General features: G+C 68.1%; 24 protein-coding genes and 1 riboswitch. Of the genes, 17 read left to right on the top strand and 7 right to left on the bottom strand.

What is annotated here, in order from left to right:
• Positions 1–104 precede the first annotated feature (104 nt).
• A riboswitch (SAM riboswitch) is annotated at positions 105–191 on the top strand.
• A 14-nt stretch (positions 192–205) separates the two neighbouring features.
• The 6 genes from RF646_RS10475 (at position 206) to RF646_RS10450 (ending at position 6,801) form a co-directional block, all read left to right on the top strand.
• Positions 206–1,417, top strand: a complete 1,212-nt coding sequence (locus RF646_RS10475; RefSeq protein WP_144997063.1) for a cobalamin-independent methionine synthase II family protein — start codon at positions 206–208, stop codon at positions 1,415–1,417.
• Between the two features lie 354 nt (positions 1,418–1,771).
• Positions 1,772–3,199: an MFS transporter gene (locus RF646_RS10470; protein ID WP_368835927.1), complete on the top strand. Its 1,428-nt coding sequence runs from the start codon at positions 1,772–1,774 to the stop codon at positions 3,197–3,199.
• A 198-nt stretch (positions 3,200–3,397) separates the two neighbouring features.
• The gene (locus RF646_RS10465; protein WP_131332200.1) at positions 3,398–4,621 is read left to right on the top strand and encodes a thiolase family protein; all 1,224 of its coding nucleotides are present in this window, start codon (positions 3,398–3,400) and stop codon (positions 4,619–4,621) included.
• A 7-nt stretch (positions 4,622–4,628) separates the two neighbouring features.
• Entirely contained in the window at positions 4,629–5,420 is a 792-nt protein-coding gene (locus RF646_RS10460; RefSeq protein ID WP_144997057.1) for an enoyl-CoA hydratase/isomerase family protein, read from the top strand.
• Positions 5,417–6,283: a 3-hydroxyacyl-CoA dehydrogenase family protein gene (locus RF646_RS10455; RefSeq protein ID WP_144997055.1), complete on the top strand. Its 867-nt coding sequence runs from the start codon at positions 5,417–5,419 to the stop codon at positions 6,281–6,283. Before RF646_RS10460 ends, RF646_RS10455 begins: the two co-directional genes overlap by 4 nt.
• 71 nt (positions 6,284–6,354) lie before the next feature.
• Positions 6,355–6,801, top strand: a complete 447-nt coding sequence (locus RF646_RS10450) for a hypothetical protein (RefSeq protein ID WP_368835926.1) — start codon at positions 6,355–6,357, stop codon at positions 6,799–6,801.
• A gap of 91 nt (positions 6,802–6,892) precedes the next feature.
• Here RF646_RS10450 and rraA read toward each other — a convergent pair whose 3' ends face one another.
• On the bottom strand, positions 6,893–7,360 hold the full coding sequence (gene rraA / locus RF646_RS10445) for a ribonuclease E activity regulator RraA (protein ID WP_064846504.1): 468 nt from the start codon (positions 7,358–7,360) through the stop codon (positions 6,893–6,895).
• Between the two features lie 122 nt (positions 7,361–7,482).
• Positions 7,483–9,153, bottom strand: a complete 1,671-nt coding sequence (locus RF646_RS10440; RefSeq protein WP_368835925.1) for a helix-turn-helix domain-containing protein — start codon at positions 9,151–9,153, stop codon at positions 7,483–7,485.
• 163 nt (positions 9,154–9,316) lie between these two features.
• Here RF646_RS10440 and aceA point away from each other — a divergent pair, with 163 nt between their 5' ends.
• Positions 9,317–10,603: an isocitrate lyase gene (aceA, locus tag RF646_RS10435; protein ID WP_064846502.1), complete on the top strand. Its 1,287-nt coding sequence runs from the start codon at positions 9,317–9,319 to the stop codon at positions 10,601–10,603.
• Positions 10,604–10,902: 299 nt separating this feature from the next.
• On the opposite strand, the gene RF646_RS10430 is transcribed toward aceA, so the two are convergent.
• The gene (locus tag RF646_RS10430) at positions 10,903–11,385 is read right to left on the bottom strand and encodes a hotdog fold thioesterase (RefSeq protein ID WP_144997051.1); all 483 of its coding nucleotides are present in this window, start codon (positions 11,383–11,385) and stop codon (positions 10,903–10,905) included.
• Between the two features lie 184 nt (positions 11,386–11,569).
• Here RF646_RS10430 and paaZ point away from each other — a divergent pair, with 184 nt between their 5' ends.
• From paaZ to RF646_RS10415, 3 genes are all read left to right on the top strand, one after another.
• Entirely contained in the window at positions 11,570–13,705 is a 2,136-nt protein-coding gene (gene paaZ, locus RF646_RS10425) for a phenylacetic acid degradation bifunctional protein PaaZ (RefSeq protein ID WP_368835924.1), read from the top strand.
• Positions 13,702–14,226, top strand: coding sequence for a GNAT family N-acetyltransferase (locus RF646_RS10420; protein ID WP_082943322.1), 525 nt, complete (start codon positions 13,702–13,704; stop codon positions 14,224–14,226). The genes paaZ and RF646_RS10420 overlap by 4 nt, the downstream gene beginning before the upstream one ends.
• 68 nt (positions 14,227–14,294) lie before the next feature.
• On the top strand, positions 14,295–15,455 hold the full coding sequence (locus RF646_RS10415; RefSeq protein WP_144997047.1) for an ATP-binding protein: 1,161 nt from the start codon (positions 14,295–14,297) through the stop codon (positions 15,453–15,455).
• 39 nt (positions 15,456–15,494) lie between these two features.
• Here RF646_RS10415 and RF646_RS10410 read toward each other — a convergent pair whose 3' ends face one another.
• From RF646_RS10410 to RF646_RS10395, 4 genes are all read right to left on the bottom strand, one after another.
• Positions 15,495–15,908 (bottom strand): GNAT family N-acetyltransferase, encoded by a 414-nt coding sequence (locus RF646_RS10410; protein WP_064846498.1) that lies wholly within the window; start codon positions 15,906–15,908, stop codon positions 15,495–15,497.
• 49 nt (positions 15,909–15,957) lie between these two features.
• Positions 15,958–16,584 (bottom strand): TetR/AcrR family transcriptional regulator, encoded by a 627-nt coding sequence (locus RF646_RS10405; RefSeq protein ID WP_064846497.1) that lies wholly within the window; start codon positions 16,582–16,584, stop codon positions 15,958–15,960.
• Positions 16,585–16,691: 107 nt separating this feature from the next.
• Entirely contained in the window at positions 16,692–18,029 is a 1,338-nt protein-coding gene (locus RF646_RS10400) for an AMP-binding protein (RefSeq protein ID WP_368835923.1), read from the bottom strand.
• A 4-nt stretch (positions 18,030–18,033) separates the two neighbouring features.
• Positions 18,034–18,444: a PaaI family thioesterase gene (locus RF646_RS10395; protein WP_368835922.1), complete on the bottom strand. Its 411-nt coding sequence runs from the start codon at positions 18,442–18,444 to the stop codon at positions 18,034–18,036.
• Between the two features lie 246 nt (positions 18,445–18,690).
• Here RF646_RS10395 and paaA point away from each other — a divergent pair, with 246 nt between their 5' ends.
• The 7 genes from paaA to RF646_RS10360 all read left to right on the top strand — a co-directional run bounded on the left by paaA (position 18,691) and on the right by RF646_RS10360 (position 24,608).
• Positions 18,691–19,752, top strand: a complete 1,062-nt coding sequence (gene paaA, locus RF646_RS10390; protein WP_368835921.1) for a 1,2-phenylacetyl-CoA epoxidase subunit PaaA — start codon at positions 18,691–18,693, stop codon at positions 19,750–19,752.
• 2 nt (positions 19,753–19,754) lie between these two features.
• Entirely contained in the window at positions 19,755–20,051 is a 297-nt protein-coding gene (paaB, locus tag RF646_RS10385) for a 1,2-phenylacetyl-CoA epoxidase subunit PaaB (RefSeq protein ID WP_055082364.1), read from the top strand.
• Complete coding sequence (paaC, locus tag RF646_RS10380; RefSeq protein WP_131332189.1) at positions 20,048–20,884, top strand: 1,2-phenylacetyl-CoA epoxidase subunit PaaC; 837 nt, start codon at positions 20,048–20,050, stop codon at positions 20,882–20,884. Before paaB ends, paaC begins: the two co-directional genes overlap by 4 nt.
• A 71-nt stretch (positions 20,885–20,955) precedes the next feature.
• Positions 20,956–21,471, top strand: coding sequence for a 1,2-phenylacetyl-CoA epoxidase subunit PaaD (gene paaD / locus RF646_RS10375; RefSeq protein ID WP_131333843.1), 516 nt, complete (start codon positions 20,956–20,958; stop codon positions 21,469–21,471).
• A 2-nt stretch (positions 21,472–21,473) separates the two neighbouring features.
• Positions 21,474–22,673: a 1,2-phenylacetyl-CoA epoxidase subunit PaaE gene (paaE, locus tag RF646_RS10370; protein ID WP_270449873.1), complete on the top strand. Its 1,200-nt coding sequence runs from the start codon at positions 21,474–21,476 to the stop codon at positions 22,671–22,673.
• A 111-nt stretch (positions 22,674–22,784) separates the two neighbouring features.
• Positions 22,785–23,558, top strand: a complete 774-nt coding sequence (locus RF646_RS10365) for an enoyl-CoA hydratase/isomerase family protein (RefSeq protein ID WP_167317980.1) — start codon at positions 22,785–22,787, stop codon at positions 23,556–23,558.
• A gap of 189 nt (positions 23,559–23,747) precedes the next feature.
• Positions 23,748–24,608: a formate/nitrite transporter family protein gene (locus RF646_RS10360; protein ID WP_368835920.1), complete on the top strand. Its 861-nt coding sequence runs from the start codon at positions 23,748–23,750 to the stop codon at positions 24,606–24,608.
• The last annotated feature ends 486 nt before the right edge of the window (positions 24,609–25,094 follow it).

Raw genomic sequence — 25,094 nt, 5'->3', positions numbered from 1 at the left:
GGCCGGGCAGGAGGAACCCGGGGAGCGGCGTCGTCGTCCGACACGCCACGACCCCGCGCGCCACGAATGGCCTCCGCGCCTCGCGATGCTGTTGGATGGAGCAGTACCCATCCAGAGCGGCCGAGAGATCTGGCTCGTGGAAGCCGCAGCAACCGGGGTGACACCGGTGCTAACGCCAGAACCGATGGAAAGGATCAGCACAGCCATGCCCTTGAACACCGATCGCATCCAGACCACCCACGTGGGGTCCCTCCCCCGCACGCCGCAGTTGCTCGAGGCCAACAACCGCTTCCAGGCCGGGGAGATCGACCTGGCGCAGTTGGGTGAGGCGCTGGACGCCGGGGTGATCGACGTCGTGCGCAAGCAGCGGGAGATCGGCCTGGACATCGTCAATGACGGCGAGTACGGCCACACCACGTCCGGCGCCGTGGATTACGGGGCCTGGTGGAACTACTCGTTCCACCGCCTGGGCGGGCTGACCCCCACGGACGAGGACCGCTGGCAGACGGCGGAGACGCTGCGCTCGTCGCCAGGCAACATCGTGCTCACGAGCTTCCCGGACCGCCGCGACCGCTCCAAGTTCCGGGAGGCCTACGAGGATCCCACGGCCGGGGTCCTGGCCCACCGCGCAAGCGTGTCCCAGCCGAAGATCACGGGCCCGCTGACCTACACGGGTCAGGAAGCCGTGGCCGGTGACATCCGCCGGATTAAGGAGGCCATGGCCGAGACCGGGGCCACGCAGGGGTTCGTGGCAGCGCTGTCCCCCGGCTCGTGCGCGCGCGTGAAGAACGAGTACTACGCGAGCGACGAGGAACTGGTCTACGCGTGCGCGGACGCGATGCGCGAGGAGTACAAGGCCATCACGGACGCCGGGTTGACCGTGCAGATCGACGACCCCTCGATCGCCGAGTCCTGGGACCAGATCAACCCCGAGCCCACCGTGGAGGACTACCTGGCCTTCACCCAGCTCCGCGTGGACGCGCTGAACTACGCACTGCGCGACCTCCCCGAGGAGCAGATCCGCTTCCACCTGTGCTGGGGTTCGTGGCACGGCCCGCACACCACGGACCTCGAGTTCAAGTACCTCGTGGACCTCATGCTCACCATCCGCGCGCAGGGCTACAGCTTCGAGGCGTCCAGCCCGCGCCACGGCCACGAGTGGAAGGTCTGGAAGGACCACCAGCTGCCCGAGGGCAAGGTGGTCTACCCCGGTTTCGTCTCTCACTCGACCAACGTGGTGGAGCACCCCGAGCTCGTGGCGGACCGGATCGAGCAGTACGCGTCCGTGGTGGGCAAGGAGAACGTGATCGCCTCCACGGACTGCGGTCTGGGCGGGCGGTTGCACCCGCAGATCGCGCTGGCCAAGCTCGAGTCCCTCGTGGAGGGTGCGCGGATCGCGTCCGAGCGCCTGTTCTAATCAGGCCGCGCGGCTGGTCCTGCAGCTTTTAGTCTCACCGCGTCGCTGACCGTTCCGGTTCCCCGATCTTCCCGGACGACGACGCCGCCCGCCCCCTTCCGCTGCGCCCGCACCTTCCACGGTGCGGCACGGCGGGAGGGGGCGTTGCCGTGTCATGAACGCGTCACAACGGCCGACATGCTGCCCGCCCGGGTGAACGGCCCGGGAAAAATATACGATTTAATACACGAAACGTGTGGCGCACTTCACATTATTTCGTACACTTATTTCGAGACCAATCGGTCGGTTATTCCCCTGATCCACTCCGCCACTGGCACCCCACGGACCCCGCGTCCGCCGATCCTGGAGACCCACATGGCATCCACCACCTCAGCGCCCGCTCAGCCGGCGCACACCATGACCCGAGAAGAACGCAAGGTCCTTGCGGGCACCCTCGTGGGCACCACCATCGAGTGGTACGACTTCTTCATCTATGCGCAGGCGGCCGCCTTCATCCTGGCCACCCACTTCTTCAACCCGGCGGGCGAGCAGAACGCCACGCTGGGACAGATCGTCGCCTGGGCGTCCCTGGGCATCAGCTTCCTCTTCCGTCCCCTGGGTGCGATCGTGGCCGGTCACATCGGTGACAAGTACGGGCGCAAGATCACCCTGGTCATGACCCTCTTCGGGATGGGCGCGGCCACCACGCTGATCGGCCTGCTGCCCACGTACGAGCAGATCGGTATCGCGGCCCCCATCATCCTGCTGGTCCTGCGTATCCTGCAGGGCTTCTCCGCCGGTGGTGAGTGGGGTGGTGCGGCCCTGATGTCCGTGGAGCACGCGCCCGCGAACAAGCGCGGCTTCTTCGGCGCCTACCCCCAGATCGGTGTGCCCCTGGGCGTACTGATGGCCACCCTGTTCATGTTCGGTCTGAGCACCATCCTGACCCCCGAGCAGTTCGAGGCCTGGGGCTGGCGCGTTCCGTTCCTGTTCTCCATCGTGCTGATCTTCGTGGGCTGGCTGATCCGCCGCTCCGTGGACGAGTCCCCCGTGTTCCTGGAGATGCGCCAGCGCGCCAAGGAGTCCTCCGCTCCCCTGGGCCAGCTGTTCCGGACCAACTCCCCGCAGGTCATCCTGGCCGCGCTGATCTTCGCCGCGAACAACGCCGCAGGCTACCTGGTCATCGCGTTCTTCGCGTCCTACGGCACCAAGGCCCTGGGGATGTCCCGCCCCGAGACGCTGATCGCCACGCTCGTGGGCGGCGTCGGGTGGCTCATCTTCACGATGTTCGGCGGGTGGATCTCGGACAAGATCGGGCGCAAGCTCACGTTCCAGATCGGCTACGGCATCATCATCCTGTGGGCCATCCCCATGTGGTGGATGCTCAACACGGCGTCCCTGCCCCTGTTCGCGGCCGCGATCTTCATCCTGACGATCGGTCTGGGTCCGTCCTACGGTCCGCAGTCCGCCATGTACGCCGAGATGTTCCCGGCCCGCGTCCGCTACTCCGGTGTCTCGATCGGTTACGCCCTGGGGTCGATCATCGGTGGCGCGTTCGCCCCCATGATCGCCCAGCTGCTGCTCAACCGCACCGGCGCCGCGTGGACCATCGGCCTGTACATCTCCCTGATCTCGCTCGTGTCCTTCATCGCGGTCTCCTTCGTCAAGAAGTCGGACCAGGGCAAGGACCTGCACGTCGCGGAGGTGCACCAGGAGTACGTCCGGGCGCACCCGGACGAGATCGTTCCCCCGGTGGCCGGCGAGCCCGAGACCACCGCTCCGGCGCGCATCCGCCGCCACTGATCCCCGACACACGAACCAACCGTCCCGGCCTCTGATTCATCGGAGGTCACGACGGCGCACGGCGGGCCCGGCAGCCATACGGTTGCCGGGCCCGTCGCGCTCTTACCCGCGTGACCGTCATCGATTGACGTGGCTCACATGATCGGGGAACCTTTGCAGTGAACGCTCGGTCAGTTATTGCCCCACTTAGGAGTTGCCATGTCCTCGATGCCCCAAGCCTTCCTCGTCGGAGGGGCGCGAACCCCCGTGGGTCGTTACGGCGGTGCCCTGTCCTCGGTGCGCCCGGACGACATAGCCGCACTGTGCATCCGTTCCGTCGTGGAGGACGCCGGCATCGATCCCGCGCTCGTGGACGAGGTGATCCTGGGCAACGCCAACGGCGCCGGTGAGGAGAACCGCAACGTGGCCCGGATGGCGTGGCTGCTCAACGGGTACCCGGACACGGTCCCCGGGATTACGGTCAACCGGCTGTGCGCGTCGGGGATGTCCGCGATCACGATCGCGTCCCAGATGATCAAGTCCGGGGCCGCAGACATCGTGGTGGCCGGTGGCGTGGAATCCATGTCCCGCGCGCCGTGGGTCATGGAGAAGCCCCGTACGGCGTTCGCCAAGCCCGGGGAGGTCTTCGACACCTCGATCGGGTGGCGGTTCGTGAACCCCGCGTTCGTGGAGGGCCCACTCTCGCGGGACGGCAAGGCCACCTACTCGATGCCCGAGACGGCCGAGGAGGTCGCCCGGGTGGACGGAATCTCCCGCGAGGACGCGGACGCCTTCGCCGCGCAGTCGCACGAGAAGGCCCTGGCCGCGATCCGCGCCGGTCATTTCGACGCCGAGATCGTGCCCGTGGAGGTCCACGGCCGCAAGGGTGCGGTCACGGTCGTGGACACGGACGAGGGCCCCCGCGAGGGCTCCACCCCGGAGGTGCTCGCCAAGCTGCGCCCCGTGGTCAAGGGCGGGTCCGTGGTCACGGCCGGTAACTCGTCCTCGCTCAACGACGGCGCGTCCGCCGTGATCGTGGCCAGCGAACGGGCCGTGACCAAGTACGGGCTCAACGCCCGAGGCCGCGTCGTGGACGGCGCTTCCGCCGGTCTCGCCCCCGAGATCATGGGCCTGGGCCCGGTGCCCGCATCCGAGAAGGTCCTGGAGCGCGCCGGTTGGAACGCGGGCGATCTGGGCTCCGTGGAGATCAACGAAGCGTTCGCGACCCAGTCGCTCGCATCGATCCGCCGGCTCGGCCTGGACCCGGAGATCGTGAACCGGGACGGCGGGGCGATCGCCCTGGGCCACCCCCTGGGTTCCTCGGGCTCGCGCATCGTCATCACCCTGCTGGGCCGGATGGAACGGGAGCAGACCGCCAAGGGCCTGGCCACCATGTGCATCGGCGTGGGCCAGGGTGCAGCACTGCTCGTGGAGCGGGTGTGATCCGGCCATGACGCAGCACGACACCCCCGAGTGGGCTGCGCAGTTCACGGCCCTGCGCATCACCGAGACCCCGGACCGCCTGCACGTGGCGCTGGACCACCCCGCGGTGCGCAACGCCATCGACGAGGTCATGGTGGACGAGTTGCACGCTGTGTGCGCCCGTCTGGAACGCGATCCCCGGATCATGATCCTGAGCGGCACGCACGTGAACGGGAAGGGGATCTTCGCCTCCGGTGCGGACATCGCGCAACTGCGCGAGCGGCGTCGTGAGGACGCCCTGCGCGGCGTGAACTCGCAGCTGTTCGACCGGATCGCCAAGCTACCCATGCCCGTGATCGCGGCCCTAGACGGCTACGCGCTGGGCGGGGGCGCGGAACTCGCGTGGGCCGCGGACTTCCGGATCGGCACGCCGCGGGTCAAGGTGGGCCAACCCGAGACCGGCCTGGGCATCATCGCCGCCGCGGGGGCCCTGTGGCGACTGCGGGAACTGGCCGGTGAGTCACTCGCCAAGGACATCCTGCTGGCCGGTCGGACCCTCTCCGCGCAGGAGGCCCTGGAGGCCCACCTGATCACCGAGATCCACGAACCAGACGAGCTGCTGGTCGCGGCGGATGCCCTGGCCGATCGCATCGCCGCGCAGGACCCGCTGGCCGTGCGCGTGTCCAAGCGTGTGTTCGCCATGCCGCGCGAGGCGCACCCCCACGTGGACGAGCTCGCGCAGGCCATCCTGTTCGAGTCGCAGGCCAAATTCGACCGTATGCAAGCGTTCCTGGACCGCAAGAAGGAGCCCAAGACATGACCGAGAACACCACCGCAACCGTCCCGTCCCGCGTGGGAGTCCTGGGAGGCGGGCGCATGGGCGCGGGGATCGCCCACGCGTTCCTGATCTCCGGAGCGCGCGTGACCGTGGTGGAGGTGGACGGGCCGGCCGCGGAGAGCGCCAAGGAGCGGGTGGAATCGGACCTCGTCAAGTCCCTCGAGCGCGGGAAGATCGACGGCAACCTAGAGACGTGGACCCAGAACTTCTCCGTGAGCGTGGACTACGCGGACTTCGCGGACTGCGAGCTCGTGATCGAGGCCGTTCCCGAGACCTGGGACCTCAAGGTCTCCTCCCTCCAGCGGGTCGAGAAGAACCTGTCCGAGACGGCGTGGCTGGCCACCAACACGTCCTCGCTCTCCGTGGACGGGCTCGCCGATGAGCTCCAGCGCCCCGAGCGGTTCTGCGGCATGCACTTCTTCAACCCCGTCCCGGCCTCCACGCTCGTGGAGATCGTGATCGGGCGCAAGACCCGTCAGGAGCTGAAAGAGCTGACCCTGCAGTGGGTCGCGGGCATCGGCAAGACGCCGGCCACCGTGAACGACGCTCCCGGCTTCGCATCCTCCCGGCTCGGGCTGGCCCTGGGCCTCGAGGCCATTCGCATGGTCGAGGAGGGTGTGGCGTCCGCGGAGGACATCGACAACGCCATGGTCCTGGGCTACAAGCACCCCGTGGGCCCGCTCGCCCTCACCGACATCGTGGGTCTGGACGTGCGCCTGGGGATCGCGGAGTACCTCGAATCCACGCTCGGCCCCCGCTTCGCCCCGCCCCAGCTCATGCGGGACATGGTCGAGCGCGGCGAACTGGGCCGTAAATCCGGCAAGGGGTTCTACGACTACTCCTGAGCGCGTGCACGGCCGTACTCGTGGCGGGTCGGGTGCGCATCGGCTGTTCCGCGCGTCGAACCCCTTCTGACTTGGGGTTCCACGACGCCGCGGGGTTGTTCCCCACCCCCGGCCCGGTCACCGCTGCGAACACCGCGGGTGCGGGCAGCACCCCGGCCGCGTCAGCCACCGCTACGGCGCCGTCCCTGCCGGCCGTCGCGGACCCCTGCGCGGGGCCGTGCGACAAGACCGCAGCGATCCCGGTGCACCACCCCGTCTTCGGCGCCATGGAGATCGTGAGCTACGAACGTGTCGTGGAACCCGGCAGTGTCCCCGCGGACAAGCAGGCCAGCTACGCCGTGTACCAGAACGGTCAGGCCGTGGGGTACGTACCGCCCAGGGAGGGCACCACGGTGGTCTCCTCCGGCCCCGCTCCCGTGCTGGGAGTTCAGGAGTGGGATCTGCGCACCAACTCCACCGTGGACAAGTACGGCAACGTGTACCTGACGGATGGCCAGGAGTTCGTGGCCCAGAAGTAATCACAACACCCGGCCCCCACCGGAACGACGACGGCGACCCCCGCGGGTGCGGAAGTCGCCGTCGTATATCCGTCCAGCGGAGGTGGCGGGTTCAGCGCTCCACCAGGACCCCGTCCTCGTCCGCCCACAGGGTCCTGCCCGGGCGGAAGGTCACGCCGCCGAAGGTGACGATCACGTCCACTTCCCCGGAGTCGTTGGGTTCGGACTTGCGGGGATTCGTGCCCAGCGCCTTGATGCCGATGTCCAGGGTGCCCAGTTCCACGCGGTCCCGCACGGGGGCGTTGATGATCAGCCCGGCCCACCCGTTCTCCATGGCGGTGCGGGCCACGTTGTCCCCGAGCAGCGCGCGGTTCATGGATCCCTGCCCGTCCACCACGAGCACCGCGCCCTCACCGGGGGTGGCCACGAGCTTCTTGACGTCCACGTTGGACTCGAAGCAGCGCACCGTGCGGATGGGTCCGGTGAACCGGTGGACACCACCCACCGAGATGAACTGGGTGGTCACGGACTGCAGGTCCTCGCCGTGTTCGTCGTACAGGTCGGCGGTCGCGAAGCTCATGGGTCACCTTTCATGCCTACGGATCGCCGACGACGCTCGGGGCCCGGGCACGCGGCGTCCGGACACGGACGGTCCGGGCGCGTAGGGGTGGCGCGGCGTCATCGGCGGGAACGTGATGGAGGTTACGTGAGGTCGCCGGATGAGGCAACGGGGGCGTGTCGCTGCAGGAAGCGGTAGACCTCGGTCTCGTCCACCCCGGGGAACGCGCCGGCGGGCATGGCGGCGAGCATGTGGGACGCGGGGCGGGCGGAGGGCCAGGACTGGCCGTCCCACTGCTCGGCGAGCGCCGGGGCGGGCTGTTGGCAGCACGCGGGGTCGGGGCAGGTGGAGGTGTGGCGCACCGTGGTGGCGCGGCCCCGGAACCACTTGACGTGCTCGTACGGCACACCGAAAGAGATGGAGAATTCCCCGTTCTCGGATCCCTCCACGCGGGCCGAGCACCAGAACGTGCCGTGCGGGGTGTCGGTGTACTGGAAGTGGGACAGCAACCGGTTGGTCCCCGAGAACGCCTGCCGCGCGGAGAAGAACCGGCAGGCCCTCTGCCCCTCCACCGCGCCGCTGTGGTCGGTGGGCAACTGCAACCCGTCGTTCTGCCAGGCCTTGTGGATGATCCCGGAGGAGTGCACCTTCTCGAAGTGGGTGGGGATGCCGAAGTGGTGGGTCATCAGGTTGGTCATCCGGTGTGCCGCGGTCTCGTGGGACACCGCGAACGCGTCCCGTAGGTCGTCCACGGACAACTCCCGCTGGGACTTGGCGCGGCCCAGCAGGTCCACCGCGGAGGCCTCCGGGATCATCAGGGCCGCCGCGAAGTAATTCGTCTCCACGCGCTGTTCCAGGAACTCGCCGTAGTCCGCCGGGCGGTGGTGTTCAAGCAAGTGATGCCCCACGGCCTGCAACAACACCGACCACGGCGAGCCCGCCCCGGCGGTGGCCGGCAGGTAGAACCGGCGGTTGCGCAGGTCCGTGACCGAGCGCGTGGAGTGCGGCAGGTCCGGGACCTGGTGGATCTCGAATCCCACGTGCTCCACGAGCCGCGAGATGTGGTGCTCGGACAGCGGTCCGCCCGTGTGGCGGATCGCGGCGAGCAGGTCCGCGGCCATGGTCTCGATGCGTTCGAAGTAGTTGTCGATCCCCCGCATGCGTGCTCGCAATTGCGTGTTGGCGCGCCGGGCCTCCTCGGGCGTGGCCGCTTGTTCCTCGAGCCGCTGGGCGAGTTGCCGCTGCAGTGCCGCGAGCGCCTCGAGGGTCTCGGTACTCGTGCCCGGCCCCACCCGCACCGTGGGCAACCCGAGGGACGCGTACATGGGTCCGCGCTGCACGCGCTCCACCTGGATCTCCAGTTCCATGCGGCGCGACGGCGCCTTGGTCCCCAGCAGTTGCTCCACGCTCATGTCCAGCGCGGCAGCGATGGCGGACAGCGCGCTGAGCTTGGGTTCGCGCTTGCCGTTCTCGATCAGCGACAGCGCCGACGCCGCCATGCCCACGGTGCGCGCGAGATCCTCGAGCGTGATCCGCAGTCGCTTGCGGCGGTAGCGGATCCGCCGCCCCAGCACGATCGGATCGGTCGGGTCCCCGGACTCCTCGGGTGGCACGTCGGACGACGGGCGCGCGGGGACCCGCGTGCCGGACGCGGGGTCCGTCCGCCGCGGCGTCGTCGTCCGGGCGGGCTCCGTGTCCCGCAACCGCGCAGCGCGCGCGGGTTCCGAGCCATGAGCGCTCCGCGGTGCGGCGGGGCGAGGGGGAGCGCCGTCGCCGGTGCGACGGCGCCTGCGGGGTCCTGTGTCCGGGGTCATAGTCCGAGTTTAGGCAGACTTTTCTCAAACGTGAAGAAAACCAATTCTTCATCCTAAAAGCCTCTATGCGGGAGTGCAGATCGCGGCAAAAGTGGAACACATCAAGTTACCCGTGCGGGGCTCCCACCGAGGCCGCCGGCTCGAACGATCAAAGGAGAACGAGATGAGCAACGAGAACAGCAACCTCCGCAGCGCCGAGGAACTCGCCCGGGACTGGGAGGAGAACCCCCGCTGGGCCGGCGTGACCCGTGACTACGCCCCCGAGGAGGTCCTGCGTCTGCAGGGTTCCTTTCGAGAAGAACACACCAACGCCCGCCGCGGTGCGGAACGGCTCTGGTACCTGCTCAACTCGGAGGATTACATCAATGCTCTGGGCGCTCTGACCGGTAACCAGGCCGTCCAGCAGGTCAAGGCCGGGCTCAAGGCGATCTACCTCTCCGGTTGGCAGGTCGCCGGTGACGCGAACCTCGCGGGCCAGACCTACCCGGACCAGTCCCTCTACCCGGCGAACTCGGTTCCCCAGGTGGTGCGCCGGATCAACAACGCGCTCAAGCGTGCGGACCAGATCGAGCACGCCGAGGACGTCCACACCGTGGAGAACTGGATGGCGCCGATCGTCGCGGACGCGGAGGCCGGCTTCGGCGGACCGCTCAACGCCTTCGAGCTCATGAAGTCCATGATCGACGCCGGTGCGGCCGGTGTGCACTGGGAGGACCAGTTGGCCTCCGAGAAGAAGTGCGGTCACCTGGGCGGCAAGGTGCTGATCCCCACCCAGCAGCACATCCGCACCCTCAACGCGGCCCGCCTCGCGGCGGACGTGGAGGACGTCCCCAGCATCATCATCGCCCGCACGGATGCCGAGGCGGCCACCCTGATCACCTCGGACATCGACGAGCAGGACGCCGAGTTCATCACCGGCGAGCGCACCCCGGAGGGCTTCTACAAGGTCCGCAACGGTGTGGAGCCCTGCATCGCCCGCGCCAAGGCGTACGCCCCCTACTCGGACCTGATCTGGATGGAGACCGGCACGCCGGATCTCAAGCTGGCCCGCCAGTTCGCGGATGCCGTGCATGAGGACTTCCCGGACCAGATGCTCGCGTACAACTGCTCGCCGTCCTTCAACTGGAAGAAGCACCTGGACGACGAGACCATCGCCAAGTTCCAGCGCGAACTCTCCGCCATGGGCTACCGCTTCCAGTTCATCACCCTGGCCGGTTTCCACGCGCTGAACTACTCGATGTTCGATCTGGCCCACGGCTACGCCCGCAACCAGATGACCTCGTACGTGGAACTGCAGGAGCGCGAGTTCGCCGCCGAGGAGCGCGGTTACACCGCCACCAAGCACCAGCGCGAGGTGGGTACCGGGTACTTCGACCTGGTCTCCCAGGTGGTCAACCCCAACTCCTCCACGATCGCCCTCACGGGCTCCACCGAGAGCGCCCAGTTCTGAACCCGGCGCCCTGAAGACCCGCGGAGACCGGAGCACGGTCACTGAGGCCAAAGAACTCCGGGCATCCGGTCTCCGCGTCCACCCTGTCCGCGCGGCATGAGAGGGGACTCCTCAGCCCTCCCGCGGACCACGAACCGCCCCGACACCGTTCCCACGCGGTGCCGGGGCGGTTCCGTGTGTTCCCCTGCGGTGCCGGGGCGGTTCCGCGCGCCCTCCGCGGTGTCGGAGCGGCTCCGCGGACGACGACGCCGCGGTGCCCTTCCCGAGGGACGGGCACCGCGGCATCGTCGGACGAATGCTCAGGAGCGCTTCGCGGGCTTGAGGTAATTGGTGATCCGCACGGTGCACAGGCGCTTGCCGGTGTCGATGTGGGTGATGACCACCTCGTGGTTCGTGACGCTGCGCCCCAGGTGGATCGCCGTGGCCACGCCGCGCACCCGGCCGCTTGTAGCGGAGGCGTGGTGGGTCGCGTTGATGTCCACGCCCACGGCCACCTTGCCCATGGTGGAGCCGTGGATCACCGCGGCCCACGAGCCCAGCATCTCCCCGAGCGCCACGGACGCGCCGCCGTGCAGCAGCCCCAGGGACTGCCGGTTGCCCTCCACGGGCATGGTCGCCACCACGCGCTCGGCGGACTGCTCCTCCACCACCACGCCCATCTTCTCGTCCAGTTCACCCAACTCGATGGTCCATGGCTCGTACGCCTCACCGAACTCCTCGGCGGGGGACGCGACTCGTGCGTTCTCGGCGCGGACGTCCGCGCGGGTGGGATCCTCGTGCATGCTGACTCCTCGGTGATCAGGCCCCACGCCGCGCCGGTGGGCCGCGCTGAGTGGGGCGCAGAGCGGCGTCGAACGCCGACGGCGGAGCGTGGTGACCATGGTGCCCTTGTGTGACCTAGGTTATCCTGGGCCAAATACTGACCGATCGTTCGGCTGATGGCCGCGACAGTCCGGAGGACCCCGCGTGAACACCCAGACCCAGGCATCCGAGACCCAGGAACCGCAGATCCTGCCCAGCTTCGTCGCCGGGAAGTGGTGGCGGCCGGAGGACCCGCAGAAGATCGCGGACGTGCGCAATGCCACCACCGGGGAGCTCGTGGCCCGGGTGAGCACGGACGGGATCGACACCGCGGGCGCCGTGGACCACGGACGCACCGTGGGCCAGGCCGCACTGGGGCAACTGCGCATCCACGACCGCGCCCTGATCCTCAAGCAGCTCGCGCAATACCTGGGCGAGCACAAGGAGGAGCTGTACGAGATCTCCTACGCGACCGGGGCCACGGCCAAGGACCACCTGATCGACATCGACGGTGGGATCGGGACCCTCTTCACGTTCTCGTCCAAGGGACGGCGCGAACTGCCCAACGCCAACGTGATCGTGGACGGCGCGGTGGAACAGCTCTCGCGGGACGGCTCGTTCCTGGGTGAGCACATCTACACCCGGCTGTCCGGTGTGGCCGTGCAGATTAACGCGTTCAACTTCCCCGTGTGGGGCATGCTCGAGAAGTTTGCGCCCGCATTCATCGCCGGGGTGCCCACCATCGTGAAACCCGCGACCCCCACCGGGTACGTGACCGAGGCGTGCGTGCGGCTCATGCTGGACTCCGGGCTGCTGCCGGAGGGTTCCCTGCAGCTGATCTCCGGCGCCGCGCGCGATCTGCTGGACCACCTGGACGCCCGCGACCACGTGGCCTTCACCGGCTCGGCCGCCACCGCCCAGTCGCTGCGCGCCCACACCAACGTGCAGGAGAAGGGCGTGCGTTTCACGGCGGAGACCGATTCGCTCAACGCCGCGATCATGGCCCCGGACGTCACCGAGGACTCCCCCGAGTTCGAGGCGTTCGTGAAGTCCGTGGTCCTGGAGATCACCGCCAAGGCCGGGCAGAAGTGCACCGCGATCCGTCGGGTCATCGTTCCGCAGTCGCTCAAACCCGCCGTGATCGGCGCGCTGCGGGAGCGGGTGGCGCAGCGCGCCGTCGTCGGCAACCCGCGCGATTCCGCCACCACGGTGGGCCCGCTCGCGTCCGACGACCAGCACTTCGAGGTGCTGCGCTCCGTGCGCACCCTGATCGACGCCGGCGCCACCGTGGAACTCGGCGGTCCCGAGGAACTCGCGTCCCTGCCGGACCAGGGCGCCTTCTTCCCCGTCACGGTGCTCTCGTTCGACAACGCCCGCACCCCCGCCGTCCACGAGCTCGAGGCGTTCGGCCCGGTCACCTCGGTGCTGGGCTACTCGGGGGACATCGCGGACGCCGTGGAGATCGCCGCGCTGGGCGGCGGCTCGCTCGTGGCGACTGTGTGCACTCACTCCCCCGAGCTCGCGGCGCAGTTCGCCTCCGGAATCGGTGCGTACCACGGTCGCGTGCTCTTCCTGGATCGCGACGACGCTAAAACCTCCACCGGTCACGGCTCCCCCGTTCCCCACCTGGTCCACGGCGGCCCCGGCCGCGCCGGTGGTGGGGAGGAACTCGGTGGCGTGCGCGCGGTCAAGCACTACATGCAGCGCACCGCCGTCCAGGGCTCCCCGGACCTGCTGACCGGGATCACTGGCAAGTGGCACTGGGGCGCGACCGCCAACACCGTGACCCGCGAGGACGTGGAGAACGGCACCGGGGAGCACCCCTTCCGGAAGTCGCTGCAGACCCTGCGGATCGGGGACCAGTTCGTCTCGGACCTGCGCACGGTCTCACTCGAGGACATCCTGGAGTTCGCGGAGAAGACCGGGGACACGTTCTACGCCCACACGGACGAGGAAGCCGCCATGGCCAACCCGTTCTTCCCCCGGCGGGTGGCCCACGGCTACCTGCTGGTCTCGTGGGCCGCGGGGCTCTTCGTGGAGCCCGCCCCCGGGCCAGTACTCGCCAACTACGGGCTGGAGAACCTGCGGTTCATCACCCCCGTGACGTATGACGACGCCATCCGGGTCACCCTGACCGCCAAGAAGATCACCCCGCGCGTCACGGACGAGTACGGCGAAGTCGCCTGGGATGCCCGCCTGACCAACCAGAAGGACGAGATCGTGGCCACCTACGACGTCCTGACGCTGGTGGCCAAGCGGTGGCCGGTGGCGGACAGCGGGGCAGACCAGGACGTGGCGTGACGATCCATGTGACGGACACCACCTGGACACTGCTGGACGGGTCCCGGTACCGCCCCATCCGGGTACGTCCGGAGGACCTCCCCGCAATCGTGCGCCTGCTGGCGGACGATCCGCTGGGGAGCACTCGGGAAGGCGGGGACATGGGTGCCTACGAGCGCGCCTTCCAGGAGATCGCCGCCGATCCGCACCAGTTCCTGACCGCCGTCCGGAACGACGCGGGCGATGTGGTGGGCACCATGCAGCTCACGGTGATCCCGGGCCTGTCTCGCGGGGGCACACGCCGCCTGCAGATAGAGTCTGTTCGGGTGTCCTCCACCCTTCGCGGTCAGGGGCTGGGGGAACGAATGTTCGCCTGGGCGGAGACCGTTGCGCTCGACTCGGGCTGTTCACTGCTGCAGCTGACCACCGACACCTCGCGGCCTGATGCCCACCGTTTCTACGAGCGTCTGGGCTACCGCTCGTCCCACGTCGGTTTCAAGAAGCAGCTGCAGAACCCGGGCCCGGCATCCCAGCTGTACTGACCGGGCACGTTGGCCAGAAGCCTCTATATACTTCTTTATAGTTCAGCGGTTTTTATAAAGGAGTATCCATGCAGCGCTCCCCGTACACCCCTGGCGAGGTCACCGCATTCCTTCCCGGGCGAGAAACACACATGGTTCGACTACGCGTTCAGATGCAGCATGTAGCGGACGAAAAAGCATTCATTGCTCGGCCACGCGTGTACGTAGGGAGCCGAGGGGTCGGCAAAACGTCTTTGCTGCGGTATGGCCAACGAGCTGCACGCGAACGAGGACTGACCCCGGTCTGGATCACCGCTGGCGATGCCGACCTTCTGCCCGTCCTGTCCGCAGAACTCGAGAAGCTGACCCGCGCGTGGCACTCCGCGGCCGCGCAGGAGATCGCATCCCTGATCCGGAACCTGGAACTCTCCGTGAGTGTCGCAGGTCTGGGGGCCACAACCTCTCCCGGTCAGGGACGCTCCACGGCCGAGGCCCCGGGACAGGCCCTTGAAGCCCTGATCGCCGCCACTGCGCACTCACTGCACCGGCACGGCGGGGGCCTGGCGATCTTCATCGATGAGCTCCAGGCAGCGGATCACACGGCACTGAAAGCGCTGGCCTATGCATGGCAGCATCTTCGTTCCCGGGATGAAAGCCCCCTGCCAGCCACCCTCGTAGCGGCCGGATTGGGTCACACGTCGGATGTGGTCACGGATGCCGCCACGTTCGGAGAACGCTTCGAGTTCGTCCGCTTGAAGGACCTGAGCCGGGAAGCCGCGTACAACGCGCTGTCCGAACCCGCCATCAAGTTCGGTGTCTCCTGGCAGTACCAAGCAGTGGAGGCCGTCCTGGAGAAAGCTCACGGCTACCCCCACTTCCTCCAGCTGTGGGCACACGCCGCATGGGAATCGGCGGGTTTTCCCGACCCTGGCGGGACGATCACGCTGGGTGCGGTGGAGGCGTCCGAGGATGAGGTGCTCGAACAGCTGGATGTGTTCTACCGCACCAGATGGGGTAAAGCTACGCCTGCGGAACGCGAACTGCTGCGCGCCATCGCACTGCAGTCCAGCCCCGCACCGCGCAGGGCCGACGTGGCAGCCGCCATGGGAAAGCCGACCACGGCCATCAGCATGGCCCGGCGTTCTCTCATGGACAAAGGGATTCTCGATTCGCCCGCCAGGGGTTTGCTGGCTTTCACAGCGCCCGGATTCAGCAGCTACATCTTGGAGCAGGACGGCACCGAGGACTGAAAACTCAACCTCGACGACGGGCTGCTCAAGCGCATCGGCTCACCGCATGATGGCGAGCGTGGTGCAGCCCAGGTCCGAGGTGGGGCGGAATCCCAGGGAGCGGTAGAGCTTCACCACATGGCGGTTCCAGAGGGGATCGTCGGTGGTGATGTAGACCTGGCGGATGTGGGACGTCTCGTCCAGCACCTCGGTGAGCAGCGCACGACCGATGCCCCGCCGCTGGTGGTCCGGGTCCACCAGCAGGTCCTGGATGTACGCCACCGTCACACCGTCGCCGACGACCCGGGCCATTCCCACGAGCTCCCCCGCATCCCACGCGGAGATGACCAGCCACGCGTTCTGGACCATGGGCCCGAAGTCCTCGGGGCGCCGCGTGTAGGAGCGCCACCCGACGGCGTCGTACAGGCGGATCAGCGCAGCGTGGTCGAGATCTCGGGAACGGGAGATGTCCATGGGCTCACCCTAGGCGGGCCTGGACACCTCCCTGCGGAGGGAGCGCCGGCTACGCCCGCAGGCCCGAGAAGACCATCGTCACCACGGTCGCCGTGAGCTGGTCCACTGTGCCCGAGCGGCCGGGCTGGTACCAGTCCACGATCGAGTTGACCATGCCCAGCATCAGACGCGGTGCGGACTTGCCGGAGACGTCCGTGCGCAGCTCCCCCAGCTCCTGCGCCTCGCGCACCAGGTCCTCGACCGTGCGGGTCAGGGTGCGACGACGCTGCAGCGCGGCCTCCTCGATCTCCGAGTTCCCACGCAGGCGCAGCAGCAGGGTCACGTAGGGCATCTGGTCCACGAGCACCCGCACCGAGCCGTCGAGGATCGCCTCGAGCTTGTTGACCGGCCCGTGGTCCGAGGCCAGGACGGACTCGAAGACCGCCTCCAGCGAGTCCAGCGCACGGTCCAGGGCCTGGCCGAGAATCGCCTCCTTGGACTCCACGTGGTGGTAGATCGCGGACTTGGAGATCCCCAGGTGCTTGGAGAGGGTCCCCATGGAGGTGGCGTCGTAGCCGTAGCGGTTGAAGACGTCCACGCACACGGACAGCAGGGTCTCTCGGTCGTACCCGGGACGGCCTCGCTTGGGGGCCGCCGCGGCGTCGTCGGAGGCGGGGGGAGTGCTCGCGGGGGGCATGGACGGGGACCTCGACCTTCTGTCGGGCTGTCGGGAACGGAGAACCTCAGGCTACCGGCTCGTCACCTGGGCTCCACCGCCGCAGCGGGCCCCGGCAACGCCGGAACTCACTTGTCACGGTGGTCGTAGACGCGGCGCAGCTTGCCCGAGGAACGTGCGAGGGTCCCGGGCTCGGCGATGTCGATCGTGGCGCTCGAACCGATCTTCGTCTTGATGTCGTGCAGCAGCTTCTTGCCACCCTCCTGGGCCTGCTCCAGGGTGGCTTCCTCGCGGCGCTCGATGTGGATGGTCATCTGGTCCATGCGGTGGGGCCGGGTGATCTCGAGCGTGAAGTGCGGGGAAAGCGCGGGGATCTTCAGCGCGAGTTCCTCGATCTGGGACGAAAAGAGGTTCACACCGCGCAGGATGATCATGTCGTCCGAGCGCCCCGTGATCCGGCCCATGCGCCGGTGACCCGGACGCGCGGTGCCCGGCAGCAGACGGGTGAGGTCGTGGGTGCGGTAGCGGATGATTGGCAGCGCCTGCTTGGTCAGGGCGGTAAACACGAGTTCGCCGGGGCGGCCGGTGGGCAGCACGGTGTCGTCGAACGGGTCGATGACCTCCGGGCGGAAGTGGTCCTCCCAGATGTGCGAACCGTCCTTCGTCTCGCAGGACTCGCCGGCCACGCCGGGACCCATGACCTCGGAGAGGCCGTAGATGTCGCACGCGGAGATGTTGAACGTCTTCTCGATCTCGTGGCGCATCTCCTCGGTCCACGGCTCCGCCCCGAGTACGGCGTGTCGCAGGGAGGTCTCGCGCGGGTCGAGACCGAGCTTGCGGAAGCCGTCCGCGATGGTGAGCAGGTACGTGGGGGTGGAGAGGATGGCCTGCGGCTCGAAGTCCCGGATGAGCTGCACCTGCTTTTCCGTCTGCCCTCCGGACATCGGGATCACGGCGCATCCCAGGCGCTCCGCACCGTAGTGGGCGCCCAGCCCGCCGGTGAACAGCCCGTAACCGTACGCGTTGTGCACCTTGTCCCCGGGCTTCATTCCCGAGAGCCGGAAGCAGCGTGCCACGAGGGCCCCCCACGTCTGCAGGTCCTCCTCCGTGTAGGCCACCACGGTGGGCTGCCCGGTGGTGCCCGACGACGCGTGGATGCGTCGGATCTCGGACATGGGCGTGGCGAAGGACGTGAACGGGTAGGCCTTGCGCAGGAATTCCTTGTCCGTGTAAGGGAACTTCGCGAGGTCCTCGAGCTCCCGGAAGTCATCCGGGTGCACCCCGTGCTCGTCGAAGAGCTCCTGGTAGGCGGGCACGTTCTCGTACGCGTAGTGCAGGGTCCAGTTCAGGCGCTCCGTCTGCAGCGCCTCGATCTGGTCCCGGCTCATCAGCTCCTCGGGATCCGGCTGGGAGGAGTCCCCGGAGGCCACGGGGTGGTACGGGCTGGGCACGGAGCACGACGTCATGGGTTCACGCTTTCTGGCGAAGGGGCACGGTGCGGCTGCGGCCGCGGAACTGGGCGACGACGTCCCCGTCCTGGGTGGAGACGGTGATGTCGCACAGGCCGCTGCGCCCGGTGGTGGCGATCTGGCGACCCTCCGCGACGAGGGTCTGGCCCGGGTGGGCCGAGCTGAGGAAGTTGATGTCCACGCCCTGGGCCACGGTCATGGAGGTGCCGTCCGGTTCCGGGTCGTTGCACGTCATGGCGAAGCACGAGTCCGCGAGCGCGAAGATCATCCCGCCGTGCACGACGCCGAAGCCGTTGAGCATCTCCTCGCGCACGGGCATGGTGATGACGCTGTGCCCGGGGTCGGCTCGTTCCACCGTGATCCCGAGCCATTCGGATGCACGGTCCCCCGTCAGAACAGGATGATGTGGCACGGGCGCTCCTCAGATTATTCGAACGATCGGTCAGTATGTAATCGCAGAAATGTGACCCGTGTCAACAAAAATCCATGCATGACGCGAGCCCCGTGAGGCCTCCCGCGAGCGCGGAACAGCCCCCCGAAATGTGTTGACGACCACACCGGGGGCCTATATTCTGAACGAGCGGTCAGTTATTATTGTCGGCAGCGTACAGAGTTCATCCTCCGCTCCCATCTCACCCGCGAACCGAGGACACCCACCATGACTGAGCAGACCACCACTGCGGACCAGGCGGAGCCCACCGCCGAGCAGCAGCACTTCGAGCACCTCCTCAGCGAGGACTCCCGCGTGGAGCCCCGGGACTGGATGCCGGAGGCCTACCGGAAGAGCCTGACCCGCCAGGTCTCCCAGCACGCGCACTCCGAGATCATTGGCATGCAGCCGGAGGCCAACTGGATCACCCGCGCCCCGAGCCTCAAGCGCAAGGCCGTGCTGATGGCCAAGGTCCAGGACGAGGCCGGCCACGGGCTGTACCTCTACTCCGCGGCGGAGAGCCTGGGCACCCCGCGCTCCGTGCTCAACGAGCAGCTGCTGAGCGGCAAGGCCAAGTACTCCTCGATCTTCAACTACCCGGCCCGCACCTGGGCGGACATGGGCGCGATCGGCTGGCTCGTAGACGGCGCCGCGATCTGCAATCAGGTGCCGCTGTGCCGCGCCTCCTACGGCCCGTACGGCCGCGCGATGGTGCGCATCTGCAAGGAGGAGTCCTTCCACCAGCGCCAGGGCTGGGAGATCCTCTACGAGCTCTCCCACGGCACCGAGGCGCAGAAGCAGATGGCCCAGGAGGCCGTGAACCGCTTCTACGGCCCCGCGCTGCAGATGTTCGGTCCCCCGGACGCCGATTCGCCCAACTCGCAGCAGTCCATGGAGTGGAACATCAAGCGCTTCTCCAACGACGAGCTGCGCCAGCGCTTCGTGGACATGATCGTCCCGCAGGCCGAGGCCCTGGGTCTGACCCTGCCGGACCCGGACCTGAAGTGGAACGAGGAGCGCGGCCACTACGACTACGGCGAGCTGGACTGGAACGAATTCATGTCCGTGATCAAGGGCTCCGGGCCGTGCAACGTCCAACGCATGAAGCGCCGTCGTGAGGCCCACGCGAACGGTGCGTGGGTGCGCGAGGCGGCCGAGGCCTATGCCCAGCGGCAGGCGCGCGAGGCCACCGAGGTGGAGGCAGCGGCGTCGTCCCCCGAGGCCGCCGTGGCGATCGACGAGACCACTGTGATGGCGGGCCGCGGCTCCGCCGAGCTGATCGGAGCCTGAGCATGAGTGAGAACCAAACCGGCAACTGGCCCCTGTGGGAGGTCTTCGTGCGTTCTTCGCGCGGGCTGTCTCACGTGCACGCGGGCTCCCTGCACGCCCCGGACGCCACCATGGCCGTGCGCAACGCGCGTGACCTCTACACCCGGCGCAACGAGGGCACGAGCGTGTGGGTGGTCCCCGCGGACGCCATCACGGCCTCGGATCCGGACTCCAAGGGCGGCTACTTCGAGTCCGCGCAGGGCAAGAGCTACCGCCACGCCACGTACTACACCAAGAGCGAAGGGGTGAAGCACCTGTGAGCGCGTTCGCCTCCCACGACTCCGCCACCAAGCAGTCCGCGGGTGACGCGATCACCGCCGAGGAGATCGCGGAGACCGGCGGCAAGGCCTCGGAAGCCGTGGCCCAGTACGCTCTGCGTCTCGGCGACGACGCCCTGATGCTGTCCCAGCGCCTGGGCTGGTGGATCTCCCGGGCCCCCGAACTCGAGGAGGACATCGCCCTCGCCAACATCGCGCTGGACCTCATCGGCCACGCGCGCTTCCTGCTGACCTACGCGGGCTCCGCGTGGGGGAAGACCGAGGACGAGCTCGCGTACTTCCGCAACGAGGAGGAGTTCCGCTCCGTGCGCCTCGTGGAGCAGGAGAACGGGGACTTCGGTCAGACCATCGCGCGTCAGCTGCTGTTCTCCTTCTACCAGTACGAGCTCTACTCGGCGCTGCAGTCCTCCACGGACCAGACCCTGGCCGCGATCGCGGACAAGGCGCTGAAGGAGGTCGAGTACCACCAGGACCACGCCGCCCAGTGGATGCTGCGCCTGGGCCTCGGAACCGAGGAGTCCAAGCGGCGCATCCAGGAGGGCCTCTACTACATGTGGCCCTACCTGGACGAGCTGTTCGCGGACGAGCCCCTGCACGACGAGCTCGAGGGCATCGCCGTGCGGCCCTCCAGCCTGCGCGAGCGGACCATGGACCGCGTCACCGCCCTGCTGGCGGAGGCCGAGCTCGATGTCCCGAACGTGGCCCAGGCCCGACTCTCCGCCGCACCGCGTGACGGCTCCTACTCCGAGTACCGCGGGTACATCCTCGCTGAGATGCAGTGGCTCGCCCGCCAGCATCCCGGCGCCACGTGGTGAGCACCGTGTTCTCCCGCGTTCCGCCCCGCTCGCTGCCACCCACGGGCGGCGTGGCGCCCCGGGAGGTCCCCCTGGGGCCGTCCCGGCGCCCGGGCGATGCGCGCGACGCCGCCCTGTGGGACGTCGCCGCCACGGTGTGCGACCCCGAGATCCCCGTGCTCACGCTCGAGGACCTCGGGGTGCTGCGGGACGCCGTGGCGCGGGAGAACGAGAACGTCGTCGTCATCACCCCCACCTACTCGGGCTGCCCCGCCATGGACACCATGGCCGCGGATCTCGAAGCCGCGGTCACCGCCGCCGGCTACGAGGACGTGCGCGTGGTGCAGGTGCTGCGCCCGGCGTGGACCACCGACTGGATGTCCACCGCGGGCCAGGCCAAGCTGCGCGAGTACGGCATCGCCCCGCCCACCGGGCGCACCGCCGCCGGGCACAACTCCGGACCGGTGCGACTGAGCCTGGCCGTGAAGTGCCCGCACTGCAGTTCCCTGGACACCCGCGAAATGACCCGTTTCGGGTCCACGTCCTGCAAGGCCCTGTGGGTGTGCAACGACTGCAAAGAACCCTTCGACTACTTCAAGGTGCACTGATCATGAGCGAAACGCCGGACACCTCCGCCGTGGAGGAAGCCACCGGGGCCAGCGCGGGTGACGGCAAGCGCCGCGCCACGTTCAACACCCTCGCGGTCTCCGAGGTGCGCAAGCTGACCCCCGACTCCGTGGAGGTCACATTCGAGGTCCCCGAGGACCTCGTGGCGGACTACAACTACCTGCCCGGGCAGTACGTGGCCATCCGCGCGCAGATCAACGGGCACGAGGTGCGCCGCTCCTACTCGATCTGCGCGGACCCCACCCCGGGTGAGATCCGTGTGGCCATCAAGAAAGACATGGGCGGCGTGTTCTCCACGTGGGCGAACGAGCAGCTCGCCGCCGGGGACACCCTCGACGTGATGAACCCGCAGGGCGCGTTCACCTCCAAGGTCAACATCACCTCCATGAACGACCCCGAGAAGCTCGCCGAGCGGGAGGTGGCCAAGAAGCGCAACGTGCACCTGGTGGCGTTCGCCGCCGGGTCCGGGATCACGCCCATCATGGCGATCGCCCGCGCGCTGCTGCGCGCCTCCGACACCGCCGCGATGGACGTCATCTACGCCAACCGCTCGTCCATGGACGTGATGTTCGCGGCGGAGCTGGGCGACCTCAAGGACAAGTACCCCGCCCGCCTGGCCGTGCACCACGTGCTCTCCCGCGAGCAGCGGATCTCCCCGCTGATGTCCGGGCGGATCGACCACGACAAGCTCGAGGAGCTGCTGGACCACGTGGTCCAGGTGGACTCCACGGACGAGTGGTTCCTGTGCGGGCCCTTCGAGCTCGTGCAGCTGTGCCGGGACGTCCTGAAGGAGCGCGGCGTGGACGAGTCCCGCGTGCGCTACGAGCTGTTCACCACCGGCAAGCCCACCACACCGCAAGGCCAGCAGGGCCGCGTGGTCAAGGCGGACCCCAAGGGCGAGAACTACGAGATCGTCTTCACCCTGGACGGCACCTCCGCCCAGGTGAAGTCTCCCACGTCCGCCGCGGAGACCGTTCTCAACGCCGCCCTGCGCGTGCGCCCGGACGTCCCCTTCGCGTGCGCCGGCGGGGTGTGCGGCACGTGCCGCGCCAAGGTCACCTCCGGCGAGTTCGAGATGGAGGAGAACTTCGCGCTCGAGAAGGACGAGCTGGACGCCGGGTACGTCCTTACCTGCCAGACGCGCCCCACGTCCGACCGGTTGAGTGTGGACTTCGACGCCTGAGTCCCATGCACTCCGCCGACGACGCCGCGCCGGGACCGCGCGGCGTCGTCGTCGTACCTGCCCGCTCGCCCCACGGGGCGCACAGGAACCCCGAACCGCAAGGAGAACCCCATGATCGACCTGACGATCGAGGACGCGATCGCCCGCGTGGTGCTCGACGCGCCCAAGAAGCTCAACTCGCTGGACGAGGCCGCGCTGGACGATCTCGCCGCCGCATACACCGAGGCCGAGCGGGCCGGCGTGCGAGCGCTCGCGCTGAGTGGCGAGGGGCGTGCGTTCTGCGCGGGCCGGGACATCTCCGCCGTAGACCCGGGGAGTGACGACACCGACGGCTACCTCACCGGCAAGGTGCAACCGCTGCTGCAGCAGATGTCCCGGTTCCCCGCGCCCACGTTCGCCGCGGTGCAGGGCGCGTGCTTGGGCGTGGGGCTGGGGCTCGCGATCGCCACGGACGTGGTGTACGTGGCGCAGGACGCGACCATCGGATCCCCGTTCGCCAACCTGGGGGCCACGCTGGACTCGGGCGGGCACGCCCTGTTCACCGAACGACTGGGCCCCCACCGCACCCTGGACCTGATCTACACCGCCGAGATGATGACCGGCGCTGAGGCCGTGGCGGCGGGACTGTTCTCCCGAGCCGTGCCGGCGGAGGAGCTCATGGAGTTCACCATGCAGCGGGTGTCGAAGGTGGCCCGCGGTGCCACGCAGTCCTACCTGGCGTCCAAGGAACTCGTGGCCCAGGTGCGGGACAACCGCGTGGGGTTGTGGGAGTCCATGGCCGCGGAGAACAAGGCCCAGGCGGCCCTGTGCGCCACGGACGACTACAAGGAGGGCTTCGCGGCCTTCCAGCAGAAGCGCAAGCCGGAGTTCACGGGACGGGGCTGAGCGCTTGGGCCGCAGCCGGGCCGCGGTGAGTAGGGACGCCGTCGGCCTTCGCTGCGCATACCTGGGCGGCTGCTCCGACGCAGTGAGTAGATCTGTGCCCCGGAAAGACCACGGGAAGCGCCTGTCCGTGTTTTTTCGGGACACAGATGTATCGCGTGATGGCTTCTCGCGTGGCCTACGCTGAGGCCCATGCCCACAGCGCGTGACAGCGAGTCCAAGCGGCGTTCCTCGGGACGCACCGATCAACCCCTCGAGGACGAACTGGTCGAGGAGTTCCAGAACACCGTCCAGGAAGGCACGGATCGGCTGCACCGCACGTGGCGGGCGTTGATCATCACCGGCCTCTTCGGCGGGATCGACGTGGGCCTGGGCATCATGGCCATGCTCGCGGTCATGGATGTCACCGACTCCAAACTGCTGGCGGGCATCGCGTTCGGCGTGGGGCTGCTCGCGTTGCGCCTGGCCCACTCCGAGCTGTTCACCGAGGACTTCCTGCTCCCCATCAACGCGGTGGTGGCCGGGCACGGTTCCTGGTGGTCCCTGGTGCGGCTGTGGGTCGTGACCCTGCTGGCCAACCTCGTGGGTGGTTGGGTGTTCATGTGGGTGGTCGTGGCGGCATTCCCCGACTTCACGGACTCCCTGGTGGAGGTGGCCTCGGGGTACGTGGCGGACGGGATCGGGCTGGAGACCGTGTGTCTTGCCCTGCTGGCCGGTTCCACCATCACCCTCATGACCCGCATGCAGCAGGGTACGAACAACGACATGATGACCGCGGTGATCTCCCTGATCGGCGGACTGCTGGTCGTGGGCCTGGGCATGCTCCACGGGGCGCTGAACTCCATCGTGATCTTCGGGGCCATGCACGCCGGTTGGGACTACTCCTACCTGGACTGGTTCGTGTGGTTCGCGTGGGTCATCCCGCTGAACATGATCGGCGGCCTGGTGATCATCTCCATCCCCCGCCTCATCCGCACGTGGGAACTGTTGATGGCCGAGCGCCGGGGGGAGAAGATCTCGGACGCGTCCTCCGAGGACGAAGAAGAGGACTGACCGTGATAAATGCCCCTCGCCGACACATGTTCGGTTTCCCGTGAAGGGTTTACCCGTTTGATCAACAATCTTCCGATCGCCCTCTCGATCGCGGCTGGAAGAGTTACCCCGTCACCGAGAACTGGGTAGCCCCCGCAGGAATGGACGCTCTCGCCTGTCTGATGGGAACCCTGCCTGTACGCCCAGCAAAATCGACCATTAATTCCTCTAATGCAGCCCTTCCGCTTCGGTGTTCCAACCATTGAGTATCCGGATCCCACCCCCCGACAGGAATAAACATTTCCCGTACCCCCATGGAGAATGGTTGCCGAGAAGGGTACAGGCTGGCCATATTCACCTGATTCACCCGACACGGGAGGTAGCTCGGATTGTTGATCCGCAGAACAGCTTTGCAGGCGGTGGGGCAGGTCAAACTGGCTCTTCAGGATCCAGGGTGTAGTCGCGGCCTGAACCCGCCGGTCTCCAGGAGCGATCTGGCGATGTAGT

Source organism: Kocuria sp. CPCC 205261 (assembly GCF_040981025.1).
Taxonomy (GTDB): Bacteria; Actinomycetota; Actinomycetes; order Actinomycetales; family Micrococcaceae; genus Kocuria; species Kocuria marina.
The sequence above is the reverse complement of the archived record's forward strand: the minus strand, read 5'-3'. Positions and strand labels throughout refer to the sequence as shown.

Excerpts from the sequence above, each read along its gene's own strand:
- RF646_RS10430 (WP_144997051.1), bottom strand. The coding sequence starts at position 11,385 with ATGCACGAGGATCCCACCCGCGCGGACGTCCGCGCCGAGAACGCACGA.
- RF646_RS10405 (WP_064846497.1), bottom strand. The coding sequence starts at position 16,584 with ATGCCCCCCGCGAGCACTCCCCCCGCCTCCGACGACGCCGCGGCGGCC.
- RF646_RS10410 (WP_064846498.1), bottom strand. The coding sequence starts at position 15,908 with ATGGACATCTCCCGTTCCCGAGATCTCGACCACGCTGCGCTGATCCGC.
- aceA (WP_064846502.1), top strand. The coding sequence starts at position 9,317 with ATGAGCAACGAGAACAGCAACCTCCGCAGCGCCGAGGAACTCGCCCGG.
- RF646_RS10415 (WP_144997047.1), top strand. The coding sequence starts at position 14,295 with ATGCAGCGCTCCCCGTACACCCCTGGCGAGGTCACCGCATTCCTTCCC.
- RF646_RS10475 (WP_144997063.1), top strand. The coding sequence starts at position 206 with ATGCCCTTGAACACCGATCGCATCCAGACCACCCACGTGGGGTCCCTC.
- RF646_RS10440 (WP_368835925.1), bottom strand. The coding sequence starts at position 9,153 with ATGACCCCGGACACAGGACCCCGCAGGCGCCGTCGCACCGGCGACGGC.
- RF646_RS10465 (WP_131332200.1), top strand. The coding sequence starts at position 3,398 with ATGTCCTCGATGCCCCAAGCCTTCCTCGTCGGAGGGGCGCGAACCCCC.
- RF646_RS10460 (WP_144997057.1), top strand. The coding sequence starts at position 4,629 with ATGACGCAGCACGACACCCCCGAGTGGGCTGCGCAGTTCACGGCCCTG.
- RF646_RS10400 (WP_368835923.1), bottom strand. The coding sequence starts at position 18,029 with ATGACGTCGTGCTCCGTGCCCAGCCCGTACCACCCCGTGGCCTCCGGG.
- rraA (WP_064846504.1), bottom strand. The coding sequence starts at position 7,360 with ATGAGCTTCGCGACCGCCGACCTGTACGACGAACACGGCGAGGACCTG.
- RF646_RS10365 (WP_167317980.1), top strand. The coding sequence starts at position 22,785 with ATGATCGACCTGACGATCGAGGACGCGATCGCCCGCGTGGTGCTCGAC.
- RF646_RS10360 (WP_368835920.1), top strand. The coding sequence starts at position 23,748 with ATGCCCACAGCGCGTGACAGCGAGTCCAAGCGGCGTTCCTCGGGACGC.
- RF646_RS10470 (WP_368835927.1), top strand. The coding sequence starts at position 1,772 with ATGGCATCCACCACCTCAGCGCCCGCTCAGCCGGCGCACACCATGACC.
- paaE (WP_270449873.1), top strand. The coding sequence starts at position 21,474 with ATGAGCGAAACGCCGGACACCTCCGCCGTGGAGGAAGCCACCGGGGCC.
- paaB (WP_055082364.1), top strand. The coding sequence starts at position 19,755 with ATGAGTGAGAACCAAACCGGCAACTGGCCCCTGTGGGAGGTCTTCGTG.
- paaA (WP_368835921.1), top strand. The coding sequence starts at position 18,691 with ATGACTGAGCAGACCACCACTGCGGACCAGGCGGAGCCCACCGCCGAG.
- RF646_RS10455 (WP_144997055.1), top strand. The coding sequence starts at position 5,417 with ATGACCGAGAACACCACCGCAACCGTCCCGTCCCGCGTGGGAGTCCTG.